Here is an 18,850-nt window from a genome sequence, read left to right on the forward strand (position 1 = left end):
CAACTAAAGTAGTGATTTGTCGGCAGAATCTTTTCGTTTAAACGTACTTTAAAAGTTTCTTTTCGTACTTTTTTTGAGACATCTAGTTGGTTATGACTTCTCATTGTTAATTCAATTTAAACCCTATATGTACTCATTGTTATGTTGTAAATTTTAGATTAAATTATACTATAAAATCTTACGGATTGATAGCCGTTTCTTAATCCCACCGTGATAATGTGTTTAAATTCATACTCTTATTTTGTGGGTATAAAAAAAACATATAACAATGAAAAAACTAATTTTACCCTTATTGTGTTTGGTTTCACTTATTTCTTGTGAGAACGACTCTAATGACGCTAAACCAACTAGTGTGGTATTGGCAAATCAATCAGTAACTCCAGTATTGCTTACTAAAAAAGCAGGTTTTGAAAACGTTGAGTTATTCTCTTTAATTTCTTCTGATGATGTATTGTCAGGAAGCCCAAAATTCGTTTTTGGAGGTTCAGCTGACGGTTCTGGATTGTTAAGAAACGAAGACGGAACATTTACTTTTTTGGTAAATCACGAAGACAATTTTGCGGTTTCAAGAGTTACTCTTGACAAAACCTTCAAACCTTTGAAAGGAGAATATTTATTAAACTCAGACGGAGGATTCTGGAGATTATGTAGTGCAACAATGGTGACTCCATCAGAACACGGATTTGGACCACTATTCTTAACTTCTGGAGAATCTGGAGAAGAGTCACTTACGCACGGTTTAGACCCTTTCGCTAGTGTAACTGAAGCATCTAGAAACAGAGGTTTAGAAGCTTTAGGAAGACTAAACGCCGAAAATGCAGTGCCATTAAATGCAAAGGCTTACCCTGGAAAAACAGTTATTCTTTTGGGTGATGACGATTCAGATACTTATGGAGGACAAGTGTTTATGTACGTAGCAGACAAAGTTGGCGATTTGCAAAATGGTTCCTTGTATATGATGAAGCGTAATGACGACAATCAAAGAGAAAAAGATATTGCTGTTAATCAAAAATATCCTGTTTCATTTGTAAAAATAGAAAATCATAAAAGTTTGACGGGTGCTGCCATCAATGCTTCGGTAAATACATTGAAAGCGTTGAAATTTGGTAGAGTAGAAGACTTAGATTATAAAAAAGGAAGCGTTGAAGGAACTAGAGAAATTTATTTTAACGTAACGGGTCAAAATACTACAGGTACCAATGCAGATGCTTCTAGAACCAAATACGGTCGCGTGTATAAATTAAATTTAGATGCTAAAAATCCATTAATCGGAAACTTAGAAGTGATTTTAGATGGTGATGACCGTAACGGTGTGGCAGGGAAATTTCAAAATCCAGACAATATATGTGTAACTAAAAATTATGTTTATATTCAAGAAGATTCTAATGGTTACGGTGATGAAACTCACGATGCTTATATTTATCAATACAATATGGCTACCAAACAATTAAAAGTAGTTTTCGAATTAGACCATCGTCGTACTGCTTCCGATGCTGCTACTTATAATGTTGGTACTGCATCAAAATTTGGAAGCTGGGAATATGGCGCTATGATAGATGTATCGGAGCAATTAGGCATCGATGATACCTTTTTATTATCTGTACAACCTCATACTTGGAGAGGTGATAAATACAAAGGCGTAGACGGAGGAACAAAACGTCCTTCAGAAAATCAAGCCAGTCAAATAGTACTAATCAAAGGATTAGCTAGATAATACCTTTTTTTGTTTCAACTTAACCACGATTGTTTGTAAGCAATCGTGGTTTTAGTTTTTATTGTATCCGCTTTTATATGAGATTGTAAATGCAACAACCCTTTTATTTATGAAAAGATATTTTTTCTTATTGCTATTATGCTCTTTTTTTTCTTGTCAAAAAAAGGAAAATACACATAGCCTTATTTCATCCAATTTTGCACGAAACGTAACTGAATTAATTCAAGAAGTCAATCAATTAAAAGCTTTAGTTGCCTCAGATGCCAAGCTTTCAACGATTCAAAATCAATTTTTAAAAGCTAGAAATAGTTATAAAAAATTGGAATGGATGAGCGAGTACTATTACCCAACAGTTTCAAAATCAATTAACGGACCTGCAATTCCTGAGTTTGAAGAAAATGATGGCATAACAGTTCCTCCTGAGGGTTTTCAAGTAATAGAAGAATTTTTGTTTCCAAAATATGATGTAGCTACTAAATCAGATTTAGAAATGGAAATAGGCGTATTGAGGTCTAATTTGAAAAGATTACAAAAGGTTTCGGAAAAAACCACCTTAGCCGATACTTATATTTTTGATGCGTTGCGACTATCCGTTTTTAGAATGATTACCCTAGGAATTACGGGCTTTGATTCTCCAGTTGCACTGCATTCCATCCCAGAAGCAAAAGTAGTTTTAGAGAGCATAGCGGAAAATGTAACTTTTTATAAAAACACGTTGGATGCTAAGTCATTTCAAGCGCTTTCAGCTACTCTTTCTCAAGGAACAAAGTACCTAGCAACTCATACCAACTTCAATGCTTTTGATAGAGCGTATTTTATTAAAAATATAGCTAATCCATTGAGTAAACAGTTATATCAATGTCAAAAAAGTGCTTCGATTCCGTTTGTAAAAGAGACCAGAGCTCTAAAAACTACAGCGCAAACGCTCTTTGATAAAGAGGCTTTTGATATAGAAGCTTTCAATGGTTTTCCTGATTATAAAACCACTCCAGAAAAAATTGCCTTAGGAAAAAAGTTATTCAATGACCCTATTTTGTCTGGCAACAATTCGCGTTCTTGCGCTTCTTGTCACCATTCTGATATTGCTTTTACAGATGGTTTAGAGCAAACGATTTCCTTAGATGGAAAAACCAAAGTAAAGCGAAATACGCCTACTTTGATGAACATCGCTTTCCAACGTGCTTTCTTCTATGATTCTAAAGTAAGTTATCTCGAAGACCAAGCCGTGGCTGTCATCACAAACGAAATCGAAATGCACGGTTCTCTTGAAAAATCAGTAAAAGCCTTGCAAAAAGATAAAAAGTATGTAGCCGAATTCAAAAAAGCATTTCCTAAAAATGAGATTAACGAATTCGGAATCAAAAACGCCTTGGCTTCCTACGTTCGTTCTTTGAGCCAATACAATTCAAAGTTTGATGCATATATGCGCGACGAAGTCGAATTTTCGACAGACGAGAAAGCAGGTTTTAATTTATTTGCAGGTAAAGCTAAATGCGCTACTTGCCATTTTATTCCTTTAACCAACGGGACAGTCCCACCTAATTTTATGAAAACAGAAAGCGAAATTTTAGGAGTACCCAACAGGCATAATTATTTGGATGCCGATTTAGGAAAATATGAATTGACCCAAGCCGAAATTCATAGAAATTCATTTAAAACACCCACCATCAGAAACATTGAGCTAACGGCTCCGTATATGCATAACGGTGTTTTCAAAACTTTAGAAGAAGTCATTGATTTTTATAACAAAGGTGGTGGAATTGGCCTTGGATTTAAAGTGCCTAATCAAACATTGCCAGAAGATGAATTACTACTTTCAGATAAGGAAAAGAAGCAGTTAATTGCTTTTATGAAAACCCTTACCGATAAGCGAAATTAAAAATTTCTTTGGTCTGTAGTGCTTTATTCAAGGTCGATTGAAAGGTTTCAAAAATGATTTTTTTTAAACTAATTTCTATTCAAAGAATCGATTTCTTCTGATTACCTTTGCCGACCTAAAAAGCACTATAATGAACTTGTCACAATACACCAAAGAGTTTTCACAGAACATAAAATTGGCCTATCCCGTTGTTTTAGGGATGCTGGGACATACTTTAATTGGTATTGTAGACAATTATATGGTGGGCAATTTAGGTTCTACAGAATTGGCAGCGGTTTCGTTAGGCAATAGTTTTATATTTTTGGCGCTCTCTGTAGGTATTGGTTTTTCTACAGCCATTACTCCATTGATTGCAGAAGCGGATGCGGAACAAAACACCAAAAAAATCCGAACGACTTTTCATCACGGCTTGTTGTTGTGTACAATTTTAGGCGTTGTTTTGTTTGTTTTGACCGTCTTGTCCAAGCAACTAATGTATTTTATGAACCAGCCAGAAACGGTTGTCGTTCTGGCAGCGCCATACATTGATTGGGTGGCTTTTTCATTGATTCCTGTAATTATTTATCAAGGGTACAAGCAATTTGCCGATGGATTATCGCAAACCAAATATTCTATGTATGCCATATTTTTTGCCAATGTGGTACACGTGTTTTTTAATTACGTATTGATTTATGGTGTTTGGTTTTTTCCTAAGTTGGGAATCATCGGAGCTGCTTTAGGAACAGTGATTTCTAGAATTTTGATGGTGATTTTTATGCATTACATTATGAAACAGAATGCCATTATGAAACGCTATTTTAAAAATTTTACGTTCAAAGAAATCAAAAAAACGATTTTGAAAAAAATCATCAATCTAGGATTGCCCTCAGCGATGCAAATGTTGTTCGAGGTTACTTTATTTACCGCTGCAATTTGGCTTTCAGGAACTTTGGGTAAAAACAATCAAGCGGCCAACCAAATTGCGTTAATTTTAGCCTCTTCTACTTTTATGGTAGCAATGGGATTGAATGTAACGGCAATGATACGTGTGGGTCACGCCAAGGGAGCAGCAGATTTTAAAGGATTAATTGTGGTAGCACGTTCTATTTTTTTATTGGCAATCCTTATTGAATCGCTATTTGCCATTTTATTTATTGTCTTCCATAATTATTTGCCACATTTATTTTTGAATACTGCTGATGTTTCTCAATTGGCCGATAACAATGAAATTATAATGATAACGGCTAAATTGTTATTGGTTGCAGCAGTTTTCCAAATTTCAGATGGTATTCAGGTTGTGGTTTTGGGAGCTTTGAGAGGGCTTCAAGATGTGAAGATTCCAATGTACATTACTTTTGTAGCCTATTGGATTGTTGGGTTTCCAGTATCCTTTTACTTAGGAAAATATACAGATTTAGAGGCGGTAGGAATTTGGATTGGATTATTGGCGGGATTAACAGCGGCGGCTATATTTTTATACATTCGATTTTCTCGATTGACCAAGAAACTGGTTCTTTTGAATACAGCCGAATAAAGTTTTTCTTATAAATGTAACTTCTGTTTTATTTCCTCGTATAATAAGCATATCAACTAAACCCAAAAAAATGATAGTATTTATTATTCTCGGAATAATTTTGTTAGTCGTTAGTTTTACGGTAAACAACAGCGCTAATCCTTTATCTAAATTTTCTAATCTTTTAAAAATTATTGGTGTTCTATTACTCCTAATCGGAGTTTTTTCTTCGATGTTCAAGCAAATCGACGCGGGTAAAGTAGGCGTAAAATCGCTTTACGGTAGTGTACAGCCCGATGTTTTAGAAAGTGGCCTTCACGTTGTTAATCCGCTTTTGGATATTACTGTTTTTGATGTACAAACACAAAACTATACTATGTCAGCTGTTCATAGTGAAGGGGCTCAAGAGGGTGATGATGCGATTAGAGTATTATCTAATGACGGTTTGGAAGTAGTCATAGACTTAACGGTTTTATATCGTGTAATCCCAAATGAAGCACCCAAAATTTTAAAAGGAATTGGGGAAAGCTACACCGATAAAATTGTACGTCCAGTGACGAGAACCCGTATTCGCGACAACGCTGTTTATTATGATGCAGTGGCTTTGTATTCGACCAAAAGAAATGAATTCCAACAACGTATTTTCAAAAGTATCGAAGCCGATTTTAAATCTAGAGGATTGGTGTTAGAGCAATTATTGATTCGAAATATCAATTTGCCAGAATCCGTAAAGAAAACCATCGAAAGTAAAATTAATGCCGAACAAGATGCTCAAAAAATGACCTTTGTTTTGCAAAAAGAAAAGCAAGAAGCGGAACGTAAAAGGGTAGAAGCACAAGGTATCGCAGATTACCAACGTATCATTTCTTTAGGGTTAACAGACAAACAATTGCAATACGAACAAATTAAAGCACAGAAAGAAATTGCCACTTCACCGAACACTAAAATTATTTTTATGGGAAAAGGAAGTGCGCCAGTGATTCTTTCGGATAAATAGTTTTTTGAGGTTAATCGGTTATTTGTTTAATCGGTTAGCTGTTACGAACTGAATGCTTAAATTTGCAAAAAGTTATACGCTTTGCTTAGCTTTGAAGTAAAATAGAGTCAATAGACAACAAACAATAAACAACAAATAGAAATGGAATTACCAAAATTTTTACTAGGCGACAATACCGACTTTCCAGACGATATTTTTATCATTCATATGGATTATCCTCGATTTATCATTAATCTTAAAGATGATGAGGTGGAGTTTTTAGAAGAACCAGAAGACCTAGACGAAGCCGAATTGAACGCAGAAATGGAAGGTTTAATCGAACAAGCGAATGCGTTTTATGACCGCGAGATAGCACGATTTGAAGAGGAATAAGCTGTCCTTATGAAGAAGTTATTTGTAATAATGCTCGTTTTTATAGCCATTATCGCTATCATCGATGGTGTAATGGACTTTGGTGATTTAAATTTCAAACCTGTAACGGGAAACACCATTACTGATTGGTTGAATGGCCTCAGACATAATTATGGATTAATTATCAAAAAATTACTCCAAATAGGGATTGGAGTAGGAGTGATTAAGTTTTGTTACGATTGGTTTTGTGATGAAGAAGCTTTAGCCAATGAAAAGGAATCTGCTTAAAAAAGTACAAACTAAGTTATTAACTTAAAATAGTAAATTATATAGCGGCAGTTAATGGAACTACAACTCCATTAACTGCCTTTTTTTATTTCTGGATAGAATATTTACTCTTTTTATACAAATACGAAGCCGTAATCACTTGACTCAAAGCATCTTTTGCCAGTTCTTTGTTGAGAGGTACAGGAGTAAAGATAGTATCTTTTGAAACTTTAAATTGCAATGGTTCTTTGTTGGGTTGCATAATAACCACTTGGTCTTCTACTCGGAAGGCATTCACATCGTGAAACTGCATAATTGCCCTTCCTTGGGTTGTAGCAGGCAAACGGAACAGATTTCGACCCGGCATTGGCGTGATAACATTCATTCCAATTTTACTCAATGTGGTAGGTTGGATGTCAATTTGGCTACACAATTTTTCATATTTGGTATTTTTTGGAATGTTGGGACCAATCAACAAAGCGGGTATATGAAATTTATGAATAGGTACTAAATGTTTTCCGTAAGTTCTAGTATTGTGGTCGGCAATGACCAAGAAAATGGTGTTTTTGTAATAGGCCTCTTTTTTGGCTAATGCAAAAAACTTCCCAATAGCATAATCGGCATATTTCATCGCATTATGTACGGTGTTTTTAGGCTTTTCGTACAACTGAATTCTGCCATCAGGAAACTCAAATGGTTCGTGATTCGAAGAGGAGAAAACCAACGACACAAAAGGTTTGTCTTTTAGTGTTTTGAAATACGCATTGGCTTTGACCATTACATCTTCATCGGACCAACCCCAAGTGCCGTGAAAAGCACTAGTTTTAGGGTCGTATTGTGGTTCGTCAATGATGGTACTAAAGCCGTTTCCGTTAAAAAAAGCACCCATATTATCAAAGTTGGCCATTCCGCCATAAATAAAACTGGTATCATATCCTCTTGCTTTCAATAAACTAGCGATGGTATAAAAGTCTTTTTGAGAGTTATTCAGCTTGACCACACTTTCTGATGGAGAAGGCAGAAAACCAGTGACAACGGCTTCAATCCCGCGTACACTTCTAGTGCCTGTCGAGTACATATTGGTAAAAAGTGTTCCTTCTTTGGTTAATTTATCAAATTCTGGTGTTAGAGGCAATCCACCCAAACTTCCCACATATTCGGCGCCTAAGCTTTCTTCCAAAATAATAACAATATTGTAAGGCTTTTGTAGTATCGTATCTGATTTGCTTTTGTGTAATAAAGGAAAGTTGGCATCGACAAAATCTTCTGGTTTTGCATCCATATATTTTTTTACGCGAGGAATGGCTTCTTCGGGTTTCATTTTTCCGTACATCTTATCGGAGTTTCCTTCATTCTTTAAAGAATATACAGCAAAACCAAGCGTGTAAAAGGAGTTCAATCCCAAACAATTCGTTAACTGGTCGGTAGAGAAAATGGCGTTGCTAGCATTTATCGGTCTTTTGGAAGTCAAACTAGAACGCGCACCAAAAAACAACAAAAAGGCGACCAAAGGAAACAAGAGTAATTTGGTTTTGTAAGACGTATTTCCAACTCCGAAAAGGTGTTTTCTAAACCGAATTAATGCATAAATAAAGGCCGATAAAAAAACGATAGTAGCTAAAATCGAAGGCATATAGCCTTTGTATAACATCCCAATGACTTCTTTTGGGTAAATCAAATACTCAATAAAAAGTTGGTTAGGTCGCGTGTCGTATTGTGCGATGAAATTTGGTGTTGCCAATTCAAAGAACAGCAATAAACTGAGAAAAAAGATAAAGTACACCGTCAAAAATGACTGAATTTTGAGTACCCATTTTTCTGGAAAGACACTAATCAATACGGCTGGAAGTAGCGAAAGGTAGCATAATAATATCAAATCCATTCGGAGACCGATGGGGAAAAGATACCCGTAATTTTCGGTGGCAACTACACGTTCTTTGAATAGAAAAAATAAAACGATTCGGCTTAGCGTAGTGATGCATAAACCAAGTAACAAAAAGTTTATAATTGGTCGTAAGTGGGCTATTTTTTTCAAGAGAAATTAAAATTTAGTAGCGTAAAATTACTATTTAGTGAAAGATTTTAATGATTTTGTATGCATAAACAGAAGGAAAAAAAAATTATTTTTTGAAGTATGTATCCAAAATAACCTGTGCAGCAGCAAATGGAGAAAGGGCATTTTGAGCTACGGCTTCTTTGTTTTTTTCTAATAGCGGAACTATTTCTGGATGATTGTAAAAATGGTTTTTCAAATATTCATTGATGGTTTCGAGCATCCAATACTGGTTTTGTGCAGCTCTTTTTTCAAAAAAATACTGATTAGCTTGAGTGGTTCCTATGTAGCTTAAAATAGTTTCCCAAATGGCTGGAATTCCTTCTTTTGTTATAGCACTGCAAGTAGTTGTAGTAGGCGTCCAACCCGATTTTTTCGTCGGGAAGAGATGCAAAGCACGGTTGAATTCCACTTTTGCCAGATTTGATTTTCGAATATTGTCGCCATCCGCTTTGTTGATGACTATCGCATCGGCCATTTCCATAATACCGCGTTTGATGCCTTGTAATTCATCGCCAGCTCCCGCAATTTTCAGCAATAAAAAAAAGTCGACCATACTGTGTACCGCAGTTTCGCTTTGACCAACACCTACCGTTTCAATAATAATGGTGTCGAAACCAAAAGCTTCGCACAAAGTAATGGTTTCTCTAGTTTTTCGAGCCACACCGCCCAAGGTTTCCCCAGATGCCGAAGGTCGAATAAAAGCATTTTTATCTTTCACCAATTCTTCCATTCGGGTTTTGTCGCCCAAAATACTTCCGTGCGAAATGGTGCTGCTAGGGTCGACGGCGAGAACAGCCACTTTTCTGCCTAAACTCGTTAAGTGTTTTCCAAAAGCTTCTATAAAAGTACTTTTACCAACACCGGGAACTCCTGTAATACCTATTCTAACGGATTCTTTTACGTGCGACAAACACGAATTGATGACTTCGTTGGCTTGACTCAAATGCTTAGGGTTAGTGCTTTCCACTAGCGTAATGGCACGGCTCAAAGCGGTAATATTACCAGCCAAAATCCCTTGAACTAATTCCGTAGGAGTTGGTGTTTTTTTTCGAAACGATTGAATGGTGTTAGCCGCTACAGCACTAACACTTTCGGGTGAAGCAATACCCGGAATTTCGTGAAGCGCTGATTTTTTTGGATTCGTATTGGCCAAGATAAAATTGTTTTGAGAGTAAAATTAAATAAAACTTATGATTTTTATTGTTATTGAAATTTTTTTAATTGTATTTTTGAGAAACTAAAATTAAGTGTCATAATGAATAACAAATTTTATTTAATTTTAATTGCTTCTTTAGCCTTAGGCCTTTTTGTTAAAGGTGCCAGTCAATTGTTTCATTTTGATTGGAATAATTTAAATTCTACAGCATATAATTTAGGAAGTTATACTGGATTGTTTTCGAAAACGTTTATAGGATTAGCACTCCTTGTAAGAATAGTGAATTATAAAGACTAAATTATGTTTGTTTGTAAAATCATTTATAAACAAGCCTTATGATTAATTTTATTCTTATTGTTGTTTTTTTGGTACTTGGTACAGTGCTTCAACGCGTTGCAGCTATCCCAAAAAATACCCCTAAAATCCTCAACTGGATTGTTATTCAAATCTGTCTTCCAGCTTTGGCCTTGTATTACATTCCAAAAATCCAATGGAATGCTCAATTGTTGTATCCAATTTTAGTCGCTTGGATTATTTTTCTCTTATCTTGGTTAGTGTTTGCGCTTCTTGGGAAACATTTTGGCTGGTCTCGAAAACTCACTGGCTGCTTAATCATTTGTAGCGGTCTCAGCAATACCTCCTTTCTCGGATTTCCCATAATTACTGCGCTCTATGGCGAAAGCGGAATGAAAACCGCCATCTTAGTCGATCAGCCGGGATCGTTTGTAGTACTGTCTACTTTAGGAATATTGGTCGCAACTTTGTATTCCAAAGGGCAAACAAGCGGGCTGCAAATAGTGAAAAAAATAGCTTTTTTTCCGCCTTTTATAACCTTTGTCATCGCGTGCTTGATGAATACTTTCGAATGCGAATTCCCCACTTTTTTTCAGCAAGGACTCAAAATAATTGGCGCAGGCGTAACACCTCTAGCACTGCTTTCGGTGGGATTGCAGTTGCAATTTGATAGCAAAAGCAAGCATTGGTCTTTTTTGCGACTTGGACTTTTTTATAAATTACTTATCGCTCCAGCGTTTCTTTTTTTGTTGTATGTCGTGATCTTGGAGCAACGTTCAGAGGTCATTCAAGTAGCGCTGTTAGAATCCGCTATGGCACCTATGATAACGGGTTGTATTTTGGCCGCTAGCTACGGATTAAAGCCAAGATTATGTAGTATGATGGTAGGTTTTGGGATTCCTATTTCCTTTTTTACCCTTCTTTTTTGGTACTTTTTAGTGCAAAATATTTGATGTTTTAGGAGCGAAACAGTTGGCTTTTTCAGGAGGTAGGTTTCCCGCTATCCACTATATCTCCTGCCTTGTTCGGTCACAAGTCAGGAGGATGCCGTTCCTATCGGGGCTAGTCAGGAGCAAAGGGCTTTTGAATTAGCAAAATTGTTCATTACTATAATCATCAGCCAGCCTTGTTGCATTTGGAATCAGTTGGTTGATTTTGGCATATTGCAATAGCATAATTGTTTTGGCGTCTTTAATTTCGCCTGTTTCAATCATTAAATAGGCTTGTTCAAACGGAATTTCAATAACATCAATCTCTTCGTGTTCTTGGTCCAATCCACCGCCACTACTAACTTTCATACTAACATCGTATTCGCCAACAAAAAAATATAAAATTTCAGTCACAGCTCCAGGTGACATATAGGACTCAAACACTTTTTGCACAGACGAAAGGCGATAACCCGTTTCCTCCTCGGTTTCACGAATAATACAAGCGACTGGGTCATCTTCGTCAAGTAAACCAGCACATACCTCAGTTAGCATCCCAGTTGGGTTACCGTTCATATAAGTCGGCAATCGAAATTGACGCGTCAAGACCACAGTTCCCTTGTGAATGTTGTACAATAAAATGGCGGCTCCGTTGCCTCTGTCGTACACCTCTCGTTTTTGAGTATCCCATGTACCATCCTTTTTTTGATAATCAACAGTGACCCTGTTCAAAATATACCAATTGTCGGATAGTAATTCGGTCTTTTGTATTTTGTATTTCGGATTTGACATAGCTTTTTATGGTTTTCTACTTCTATTGGTTAACTCTTTGAATGTTGTTCCCCAATTATTATTGTTATTGTCGTTAACTAGTCCATTTTCGGTCAATAGTGCATCTTTATCATTGGCTTCTTTTTTCCAAACCCAAGCACAAACTGATAGTCCTTTTTCATAAACAAGATCCAGAAAAGGCTTTGGATTCATTAAAACTCCCGCATTCATAGGTGCAGTTTCTCCTATAATTATCGGAATGTTTTTATTTCTCAATTGATTCAACCGATTTTCAATTGAACTATTGCTATCCAAAAGCCATTTTTCATACGCATGAATATCAAATAAGATATTGGATTTTCCGTTAAGAAATTCATTGCCTTTATTTAATAACACACTTTCGTCTTGTCCTTGTTCCGCACAAGGCACAAGGACAATATTTTTATTTCCTGTAGACCTAATAATTGCTACTAATTCATTCATGTCTTGTAGCCAAACTTGGTCGGTATAGCCATCAGTTCTGTCGTATCTGTAGGGTTCATTCCATACTTCAATCCATACATCGGGCTGGTCTTTAAGGTAAGTAGCCCATTCTTTTAATCGGGTCTTGTATTCATTCCACCAATTGGTTTGTTGTGGACTTTTCCCAGTAAAAGCGGTGTTTTGGGTGCCATCCCAACCAAAAGCGCAAATAATAGTAACTCGTTTATTTACCCTATTATCTGCTATGATTTTTTCGAGTGAATATAGATATGCTCCTGTTGCATCTTTTATTGGGCTACCAGTTAGTGGTGTCTCCTTTGTATTGCCTATGAATTCTCTAATTATATCTATTTTCCAAGCATTCATATCAGTACTTCCTACCCCAAATACATGAAAAGCATTTGCACCAATAAGTTGTATTGGATACTGATTCAAAAGAAGCTTGGTTCCAGCAATACTGTATTTTGTAGTACTAACTGTATTTGTTTCTATATCATCTTTTTTACAAGAAAAAATAATCATAAAAATCAGAAATACTAAAATTTTATTTTTCTTCATATTGCAAAAATTGAGATAGAATAAAAAACGCTCTGAAAATCTCAGAGCGTTCGTTGTTATTTTAAAATAGTTTGCTTTCTGTCTGGTCCAACAGAAACTATTTTTATCGGTACTTCAACCTCTTTTTCTATAAATTCAATGTATTCTTTCAATTCTTTTGGTAATTCCTCATAAGTAGTCATTCCAGTCAAATCTTGTGCCCATCCTTTGAATTCTTGGTAAACAGGAGTTACATTTTCAGGCTCAATATTGTATGGGAAATGCGCAATTTCTTGTCCTTTGTATTGATATGCAGTACAAACTTTTAAAGTATCAAAACCAGAAAGTACATCACCTTTCATCATCATCAATTGGGTTACACCGTTTACTTGAACAGCATATTTTAATGCTACTAAATCCAACCAACCACAACGTCTTTGTCTTCCAGTTACAGATCCAAATTCATTACCAATTTTTGCCATTGTTGCACCAACTTCGTCAAACAATTCAGTAGGGAATGGTCCACTACCTACACGAGTAACATAAGCTTTGAAAATTCCGTACACTTCTTTGATTTTGTTCGGAGCAATACCTAAACCTGTACAAGCCCCAGCAGCTGTTGTATTAGATGAAGTTACAAATGGATAGGTTCCAAAATCAACATCTAATAGAGAACCTTGAGCACCTTCGCACAAAATAGATTTTCCTGCTTTTTGCGCTTGGTGTAAATATTCTTCACTATCAATAAAATCTAATTTTTTTAATTCTTGAATAGCTTCAAAAAATTCAGTTTCCATTTCAGCCAAGTTGTATTGAATAGCTACATCATAGAACTTAATCATTTCTTCGTGTTTGTCAGCTAGTGCTCTGTAACGATCTGCGAAATCTTCTAACTCGATATCTCCAACTCTAAGACCGTTTCTACCTGTTTTGTCCATATATGTTGGACCAATTCCTTTCAAAGTAGAACCAATTTTTGCTTTTCCTTTTGATGCTTCAGATGCTGCATCTAGTAAGCGGTGAGTTGGTAAAATTAAATGTGCTTTTCTAGATATGATTAACTTAGATTTTATGTCTAAATTAAATTTTTCTAAACCTTCAATTTCTTTTTGAAAAACAACAGGATCAATCACTACACCATTTCCTATAATGTTTACAGAGTTTTTATGAAAAATACCAGAAGGAATGGTTCTCAAAACGTGTTTGATTCCGTCAAATTCTAGTGTGTGTCCAGCATTTGGTCCTCCTTGAAAACGGGCAATGATATCATAATTAGAGGTAAGTACGTCTACAATTTTTCCTTTTCCTTCATCCCCCCATTGTAATCCTAATAATAAATCTACGGTCATTATCTGTATTATTTGTTGTTAATTAAATGTAATTGGACAACTTATAAGTTGCCCAATTTTTTTATTTTTTATGTTATTCTGTTTTCTTTTTGTTACCATACAAATACAGCGAATGGTTCGTGATTTCTATGTCAAAAATTTCTTCGATTGTTTTTTTGATTGATTGAATTCTTGGATCACAAAACTCTATTACTTCTCCTGTGTCGGTCATAATAATGTGATCGTGTTGTTTGTCGAAATACGATTTTTCGTAATGCGCTTGATTTTGTCCAAACTGATGTTTGCGCACCAAAGCACAATCTAAAAGTAATTCTATAGTATTGTATAAAGTGGCTCTACTCACACGGTAGTTTTTGTTTTTCATTTTGATATACAAATTTTCGATATCAAAATGTTCTTCACTATCGTAAATTTCCTGAAGGATAGCATAACGTTCAGGCGTTTTTCTGTGTCCTTTATTTTCAAGATACATCGTAAAAACATTTTTTACAATTTCTTGATTTTTATTGTTTTCTGTGGAGATGAGTGTCATATCTGGCAAAGATAAATTATTTTGTTTAAAGATTAAAGGCCCTAGTTTTAAAGTTTGTGATTAATTATAAATCAAAACAGTTTTAGGTATTGTAAACTCTAGTGACTTTTTCTATTCCGTCAATTTTTTTAATGTTATTAATCATTTTTTTCAAAATAGTATTGTTTTGAACCACTACTGCTACTTGACCGTGAAAAAGTCCAGCATTAGTGCTCAAAGAGATACTCTGAATGTTGACATGCATATTGTTTGAAATCACTTTCGTGAGTTGGTTGGTCAATCCAAGGACATCCATACCGGTAATATCGAGTAGTGCCTTAAATTCTTCTTGTGTAGAGTCAATCCATTTGGCACTCATAATTCTATAAGCATAGTTGGATTGCATACCTATAGCATTTGGACAATCTTTTTTATGCACTTTTATGCCTTCATTAATCGTAACAAAACCAAAAACATCATCTCCTGGAATCGGGTTACAACACGGGGCTAGTTTATAGTCTAGTTTGTCATGTTCTGTTCCAAAAACTAGTAAATCATAATTGTTGTTAATCTCAGGTTTGTGGATATCAACATCAGCCGTATTTTTTTGATTACGTTTGATTTTGTTCTTGAAGAAATTGATTATGGTATTGCTTTTCTTCGCTGCAAAATCTTTCAATTGCTGATTTTCAATTGCACCAATTCCAACTCTGTAATATAAATCCAAACTAGTTTTGAGCTTAAAGAAATTCACCAACTCATTTGTAACAGATTCGTTCAGGTTGATTTTGAGGTGTTTTAACTTACGGGTAAGAATTTCTTTTCCTTCTTCGCCAATTTTTTTGGTGTTTTCGTTGAGAACGTTTTTAATTTTTGTTTTGGCTCTTGAAGTAGTCACATAATCCAACCAGTTGGCAGTTGGTTTTTGATATTGTGAGGTGATTACATCAATTTGGTCCCCACTTTTGAGTTCATAATTTAGTGGAACTAGTTTACCATTAACGCGTGTTCCTCTGGTTCTTATTCCTAGTTCAGAGTGAATGCTGAAGGCGAAATCTAACGAAGTAGCACCTTTTGGTAATGATTTGATTTCTCCTTTTGGGGTGAACACAAAAATTTCTTTTGAGTACAAATTCATTTTGAAATCTTCGACAAAATCTACCGCATTCGTCTCAGAATTTTCTAAAGCTTCTCTAAGTAAATTCAACCAAACGTCTAAACCGCTTTCTTCGGTAGCGCCATTTTTATACTTGTAGTGTGCTGCATACCCTTTTTCTGCAATTTCATCCATGCGTTCGCTTCGAACTTGTACTTCAACCCAGCGCCCTCTTGGTCCCATGACCGTAATGTGAAGCGCTTCGTAACCCGTAGATTTTGGAGACGAAATCCAATCTCTCAAACGGCTTGGGCTGGGTCTGTAGTGATCGGTTACTATCGAATAGATTTTCCATGCCAAAAATTTCTCTTCATTGGGTTGTGCTTTATACACAATACGCAATGCAAACTTGTCATAGACTTCGTCAAAACTTACGTTTTGAGCCTTCATTTTTCTACGAATAGAATAAATAGATTTGGGCCTTCCTTTGATAAGATATTCAATCCCTTCTTGATCTAAAGAGTTTTTCAGTACATCTGAGATATCTTTGATATAAGCATCTTGTTCTTCTTTGGTTTCTTTGATTTTGCTTACAATTTCGTTGTAAATTTCAGGTTCTGTGTATTTTAATCCTAAATCTTCTAGTTTTATTTTGATATTGTATAAGCCCAATCGGTGAGCCAAAGGCGCATAAATGTATAAAGTTTCGGAGGCGATTTTGGTTTGCTTGTCCTCACGCATCGAATCCATAGTTTGCATGTTGTGCAATCGATCGGCAAGTTTTATTAAAATTACCCGAACATCATCGTTCAAGGTCAGTATCATTTTTCTGAAATTCTCCGCTTGCAGAGAAGCATTTAAATCTTTTTGAACTAAAGATATTTTGGTAAGTCCCTCGACCAATTGTGCTACTTTTGGATTAAAAAGCTTTTCAATATCTTCAACGGTAATTGGAGTATCTTCCACAACATCATGAAGCAATGCGGCAGCGATAGAGGTGGCACCCAAACCAATTTCAGAGGCTACAATTTTGGCCACAGCAATGGGGTGAAAAATATATGCTTCTCCCGATTTTCTTCGTTGGTCTTTGTGAGCATCCACAGCTACATCAAAAGCTTTTCGAATTAGCTTTTTGTCGGTAGTTGTTAAGGTTTGGTAACTAATGCGCAATAATTCTTTGTATTCTTGCGCAATCGCTTTGTTTTCTTTCTCTATTTCTAATTCTGTCATAACGGCATGGTTCAATTTCTAAAACTAAGCAATAAATCCCATTTTTGCAAGGCGAAATTGACTTATAAAGTTTATTTAAGAGCTTTTAAAAGTAATTTGTCCGATAAAAAAATACAATCATTTTTTATCGGACAAAAATAAAAATATTTTGATGGCGACTAATTGACCCTTTTGAAATCTAGGTCTTGAAAATCATAACTGAAATCAGTTAAGTCTGAAATTGGTTTCATCTTGATGCCAATCGTTTTTCCTGAAGCATCATTTTCTAGGAATAAATGCGCATCAGCATTGAAAAAAGCATTGTTCCATTTCACCACTAGATTACCTGATTTATAAAAGAAAACTTCGCCAGCTAATTGTGGAGAGCGTTTCGATTGAAAATAAATTTTTCCTTTCTTTTCTGAAAGTTCAATGGTACCAAACCAATTGTCTTTGTAGGTTCCAATAATAGATTTCCAGTCAGTTTTTACTTTGTCTTTTTTGTTTTTGGCTACAGTTGCCCAAACTTCCTCGGTTACTTTGTCGGCAGTAGCGACATTGGCTTTGATTCGATTATGATACAGTGTTACATAATCTTGAGCAGAAATACCTAAATAACTATCCTTAATCGTATTGGTTATCGCTGTAAAAGCGGCACCTTCTTGTTGATTGGTCAGAACAACTATCCCTAATTGTAGTTCAGGAAGTAGTGTTACTTGAGTGACATTTCCTTCTAAACCTCCTGTGTGCGAAACTTGTTTGAATCCTTTAACATCATTCAAAAACCACCCCAATCCGTAACCATTGAAGTGAGTGTTGTAAGGTGGGCGAGTGGCTGCTGGAATGATGGTTTGCAATTGCCACATTTCATTTTGCTGCGCTTCAGAGAATAAAGCTTTGTTTTCTGGCCCGTATTTTCCTTTGTTGAGTTGCAAAAGTACCCATTTACTCAAGTCATTTACGCTAGAATAAATACCTGCGCTCCATCAAAAAGTTGGTTGGTATAAGGCTTGATTACTTTTAATTGACCGTTTACAGGAACGTGTGGAGCAATGACGTTTGTAGTATCTTTTAACCTTTTGTATGAGGCTACACTATAGTTCATCTCAAGTGGTTTCATCATACGTTGCTCTACAAAATCAGCCCAAGAAAGCTGACTTACTTTGTGAATAATTTCACCAGCCACGATGTACAAAAGATTGTCGTAATCAAATTTGGTTCTAAAGCCAGAAACAGGTTTTAAGTACTGTAGATTTTCGATTATATCTTTTGAAGTAAAATCACTTCCATCAGGCCAAATCATTAAATCACCCGCACCAAGTCCTAAACCACTTCGATGTGTTACTAAATCTCGAATGGTAAATTCGCTGGTAACATAGTCATTGTACATTTTGAAATTGGGCAAATACTGAATTACTTTATCGTCCCATTGTAGCTTTCCTTCTTCAATAAGCATCGCTAATGCGGCTGTGGTAAAGGCTTTACTATTGGAAGCAATCCCGAATAAGGTGTTGCCATCCACTTTTTCTTTGGTCAAAATTGATTTTACACCATATCCTTTGGAATGAATTACTTTGCCATCTTTTACTACCGCTACGGCAATCCCAGGCACATTAAAGGTTTGAATGGCTTTCTCGGTTACTTGGTCGATTTGCTCTGGTGTAATTTGAGCAAAAGTGCTGAAACTAAATACAGAAAGTAAGAGCAGCGAAAAATAATATTTTTTCATTTTTTTAAGTGTTGTGTTGTTCAATAATCAATC

17 protein-coding genes are annotated in these 18,850 nt (G+C 35.7%); 8 read left to right on the forward strand and 9 right to left on the reverse strand.

Annotated elements, in window-relative coordinates; translation table 11 throughout:
* The first annotated feature begins 268 nt into the window (after nucleotides 1-268).
* From FLAVO9AF_RS01285 to FLAVO9AF_RS01310, 6 genes are all read left to right on the forward strand, one after another.
* Nucleotides 269-1,714, forward strand: coding sequence for a hypothetical protein (locus FLAVO9AF_RS01285; protein WP_159682938.1), 1,446 nt, complete (start codon nucleotides 269-271; stop codon nucleotides 1,712-1,714).
* Between the two features lie 109 nt (nucleotides 1,715-1,823).
* The gene (locus FLAVO9AF_RS01290; protein ID WP_159682943.1) at nucleotides 1,824-3,593 is read left to right on the forward strand and encodes a cytochrome-c peroxidase; all 1,770 of its coding nucleotides are present in this window, start codon (nucleotides 1,824-1,826) and stop codon (nucleotides 3,591-3,593) included.
* A 130-nt stretch (nucleotides 3,594-3,723) separates the two neighbouring features.
* The gene (locus tag FLAVO9AF_RS01295) at nucleotides 3,724-5,106 is read left to right on the forward strand and encodes an MATE family efflux transporter (protein ID WP_159682947.1); all 1,383 of its coding nucleotides are present in this window, start codon (nucleotides 3,724-3,726) and stop codon (nucleotides 5,104-5,106) included.
* 70 nt (nucleotides 5,107-5,176) lie between these two features.
* Nucleotides 5,177-6,082 (forward strand): prohibitin family protein, encoded by a 906-nt coding sequence (locus FLAVO9AF_RS01300; protein ID WP_159682952.1) that lies wholly within the window; start codon nucleotides 5,177-5,179, stop codon nucleotides 6,080-6,082.
* 141 nt (nucleotides 6,083-6,223) lie between these two features.
* Nucleotides 6,224-6,454: a hypothetical protein gene (locus FLAVO9AF_RS01305; protein ID WP_024982332.1), complete on the forward strand. Its 231-nt coding sequence runs from the start codon at nucleotides 6,224-6,226 to the stop codon at nucleotides 6,452-6,454.
* 9 nt (nucleotides 6,455-6,463) lie between these two features.
* On the forward strand, nucleotides 6,464-6,721 hold the full coding sequence (locus FLAVO9AF_RS01310) for a hypothetical protein (protein WP_159682959.1): 258 nt from the start codon (nucleotides 6,464-6,466) through the stop codon (nucleotides 6,719-6,721).
* Between the two features lie 85 nt (nucleotides 6,722-6,806).
* Here FLAVO9AF_RS01310 and FLAVO9AF_RS01315 read toward each other — a convergent pair whose 3' ends face one another.
* Complete coding sequence (locus tag FLAVO9AF_RS01315; protein ID WP_159682966.1) at nucleotides 6,807-8,735, reverse strand: LTA synthase family protein; 1,929 nt, start codon at nucleotides 8,733-8,735, stop codon at nucleotides 6,807-6,809.
* 85 nt (nucleotides 8,736-8,820) lie between these two features.
* Complete coding sequence (gene meaB, locus FLAVO9AF_RS01320; RefSeq protein WP_159682990.1) at nucleotides 8,821-9,909, reverse strand: methylmalonyl Co-A mutase-associated GTPase MeaB; 1,089 nt, start codon at nucleotides 9,907-9,909, stop codon at nucleotides 8,821-8,823.
* A 102-nt stretch (nucleotides 9,910-10,011) separates the two neighbouring features.
* On the opposite strand from meaB, the gene FLAVO9AF_RS01325 reads away from it, so the two are divergent.
* Together FLAVO9AF_RS01325 and FLAVO9AF_RS01330 are read left to right on the forward strand one after the other, a co-directional pair.
* Nucleotides 10,012-10,209, forward strand: coding sequence for a hypothetical protein (locus tag FLAVO9AF_RS01325; protein ID WP_159682995.1), 198 nt, complete (start codon nucleotides 10,012-10,014; stop codon nucleotides 10,207-10,209).
* Nucleotides 10,210-10,247: 38 nt separating this feature from the next.
* Nucleotides 10,248-11,159, forward strand: coding sequence for an AEC family transporter (locus FLAVO9AF_RS01330; protein WP_159682999.1), 912 nt, complete (start codon nucleotides 10,248-10,250; stop codon nucleotides 11,157-11,159).
* A 135-nt stretch (nucleotides 11,160-11,294) separates the two neighbouring features.
* Here FLAVO9AF_RS01330 and nudK read toward each other — a convergent pair whose 3' ends face one another.
* From nudK to FLAVO9AF_RS15745, 7 genes are all read right to left on the reverse strand, one after another.
* Nucleotides 11,295-11,924, reverse strand: coding sequence for a GDP-mannose pyrophosphatase NudK (gene nudK, locus FLAVO9AF_RS01335; protein WP_159683002.1), 630 nt, complete (start codon nucleotides 11,922-11,924; stop codon nucleotides 11,295-11,297).
* 6 nt (nucleotides 11,925-11,930) lie between these two features.
* On the reverse strand, nucleotides 11,931-12,944 hold the full coding sequence (locus tag FLAVO9AF_RS01340) for a cellulase family glycosylhydrolase (protein ID WP_159683005.1): 1,014 nt from the start codon (nucleotides 12,942-12,944) through the stop codon (nucleotides 11,931-11,933).
* Between the two features lie 56 nt (nucleotides 12,945-13,000).
* Nucleotides 13,001-14,272, reverse strand: coding sequence for an adenylosuccinate synthase (locus FLAVO9AF_RS01345; RefSeq protein ID WP_159683008.1), 1,272 nt, complete (start codon nucleotides 14,270-14,272; stop codon nucleotides 13,001-13,003).
* Between the two features lie 73 nt (nucleotides 14,273-14,345).
* The gene (locus tag FLAVO9AF_RS01350) at nucleotides 14,346-14,804 is read right to left on the reverse strand and encodes a Fur family transcriptional regulator (protein WP_159683011.1); all 459 of its coding nucleotides are present in this window, start codon (nucleotides 14,802-14,804) and stop codon (nucleotides 14,346-14,348) included.
* Nucleotides 14,805-14,886: 82 nt separating this feature from the next.
* Nucleotides 14,887-17,109: a bifunctional (p)ppGpp synthetase/guanosine-3',5'-bis(diphosphate) 3'-pyrophosphohydrolase gene (locus tag FLAVO9AF_RS01355; RefSeq protein WP_159683014.1), complete on the reverse strand. Its 2,223-nt coding sequence runs from the start codon at nucleotides 17,107-17,109 to the stop codon at nucleotides 14,887-14,889.
* Nucleotides 17,110-17,267: 158 nt separating this feature from the next.
* Nucleotides 17,268-18,023: a DUF3471 domain-containing protein gene (locus FLAVO9AF_RS15740; protein WP_370516438.1), complete on the reverse strand. Its 756-nt coding sequence runs from the start codon at nucleotides 18,021-18,023 to the stop codon at nucleotides 17,268-17,270.
* 23 nt (nucleotides 18,024-18,046) lie between these two features.
* On the reverse strand, nucleotides 18,047-18,817 hold the full coding sequence (locus FLAVO9AF_RS15745) for a serine hydrolase domain-containing protein (protein ID WP_370516439.1): 771 nt from the start codon (nucleotides 18,815-18,817) through the stop codon (nucleotides 18,047-18,049).
* Nucleotides 18,818-18,850: the final 33 nt, after the last annotated feature.

This window comes from Flavobacterium sp. 9R (assembly GCF_902506345.1).
In the GTDB taxonomy this organism is placed as follows: Bacteria; Bacteroidota; Bacteroidia; order Flavobacteriales; family Flavobacteriaceae; genus Flavobacterium.

Coding starts and splice junctions, on each gene's coding strand:
- FLAVO9AF_RS01285 (WP_159682938.1), top strand. CDS start 269: ATGAAAAAACTAATTTTACCCTTATTGTGTTTGGTTTCACTTATTTCT.
- FLAVO9AF_RS01290 (WP_159682943.1), top strand. CDS start 1,824: ATGAAAAGATATTTTTTCTTATTGCTATTATGCTCTTTTTTTTCTTGT.
- FLAVO9AF_RS01295 (WP_159682947.1), top strand. CDS start 3,724: ATGAACTTGTCACAATACACCAAAGAGTTTTCACAGAACATAAAATTG.
- FLAVO9AF_RS01300 (WP_159682952.1), top strand. CDS start 5,177: ATGATAGTATTTATTATTCTCGGAATAATTTTGTTAGTCGTTAGTTTT.
- FLAVO9AF_RS01305 (WP_024982332.1), top strand. CDS start 6,224: ATGGAATTACCAAAATTTTTACTAGGCGACAATACCGACTTTCCAGAC.
- FLAVO9AF_RS01310 (WP_159682959.1), top strand. CDS start 6,464: ATGAAGAAGTTATTTGTAATAATGCTCGTTTTTATAGCCATTATCGCT.
- FLAVO9AF_RS01325 (WP_159682995.1), top strand. CDS start 10,012: ATGAATAACAAATTTTATTTAATTTTAATTGCTTCTTTAGCCTTAGGC.
- FLAVO9AF_RS01330 (WP_159682999.1), top strand. CDS start 10,248: ATGATTAATTTTATTCTTATTGTTGTTTTTTTGGTACTTGGTACAGTG.
- nudK (WP_159683002.1), bottom strand. CDS start 11,924: ATGTCAAATCCGAAATACAAAATACAAAAGACCGAATTACTATCCGAC.
- FLAVO9AF_RS01340 (WP_159683005.1), bottom strand. CDS start 12,944: ATGAAGAAAAATAAAATTTTAGTATTTCTGATTTTTATGATTATTTTT.
- FLAVO9AF_RS01345 (WP_159683008.1), bottom strand. CDS start 14,272: ATGACCGTAGATTTATTATTAGGATTACAATGGGGGGATGAAGGAAAA.
- FLAVO9AF_RS01350 (WP_159683011.1), bottom strand. CDS start 14,804: ATGACACTCATCTCCACAGAAAACAATAAAAATCAAGAAATTGTAAAA.
- FLAVO9AF_RS01355 (WP_159683014.1), bottom strand. CDS start 17,109: ATGACAGAATTAGAAATAGAGAAAGAAAACAAAGCGATTGCGCAAGAA.
- FLAVO9AF_RS15745 (WP_370516439.1), bottom strand. CDS start 18,817: ATGAAAAAATATTATTTTTCGCTGCTCTTACTTTCTGTATTTAGTTTC.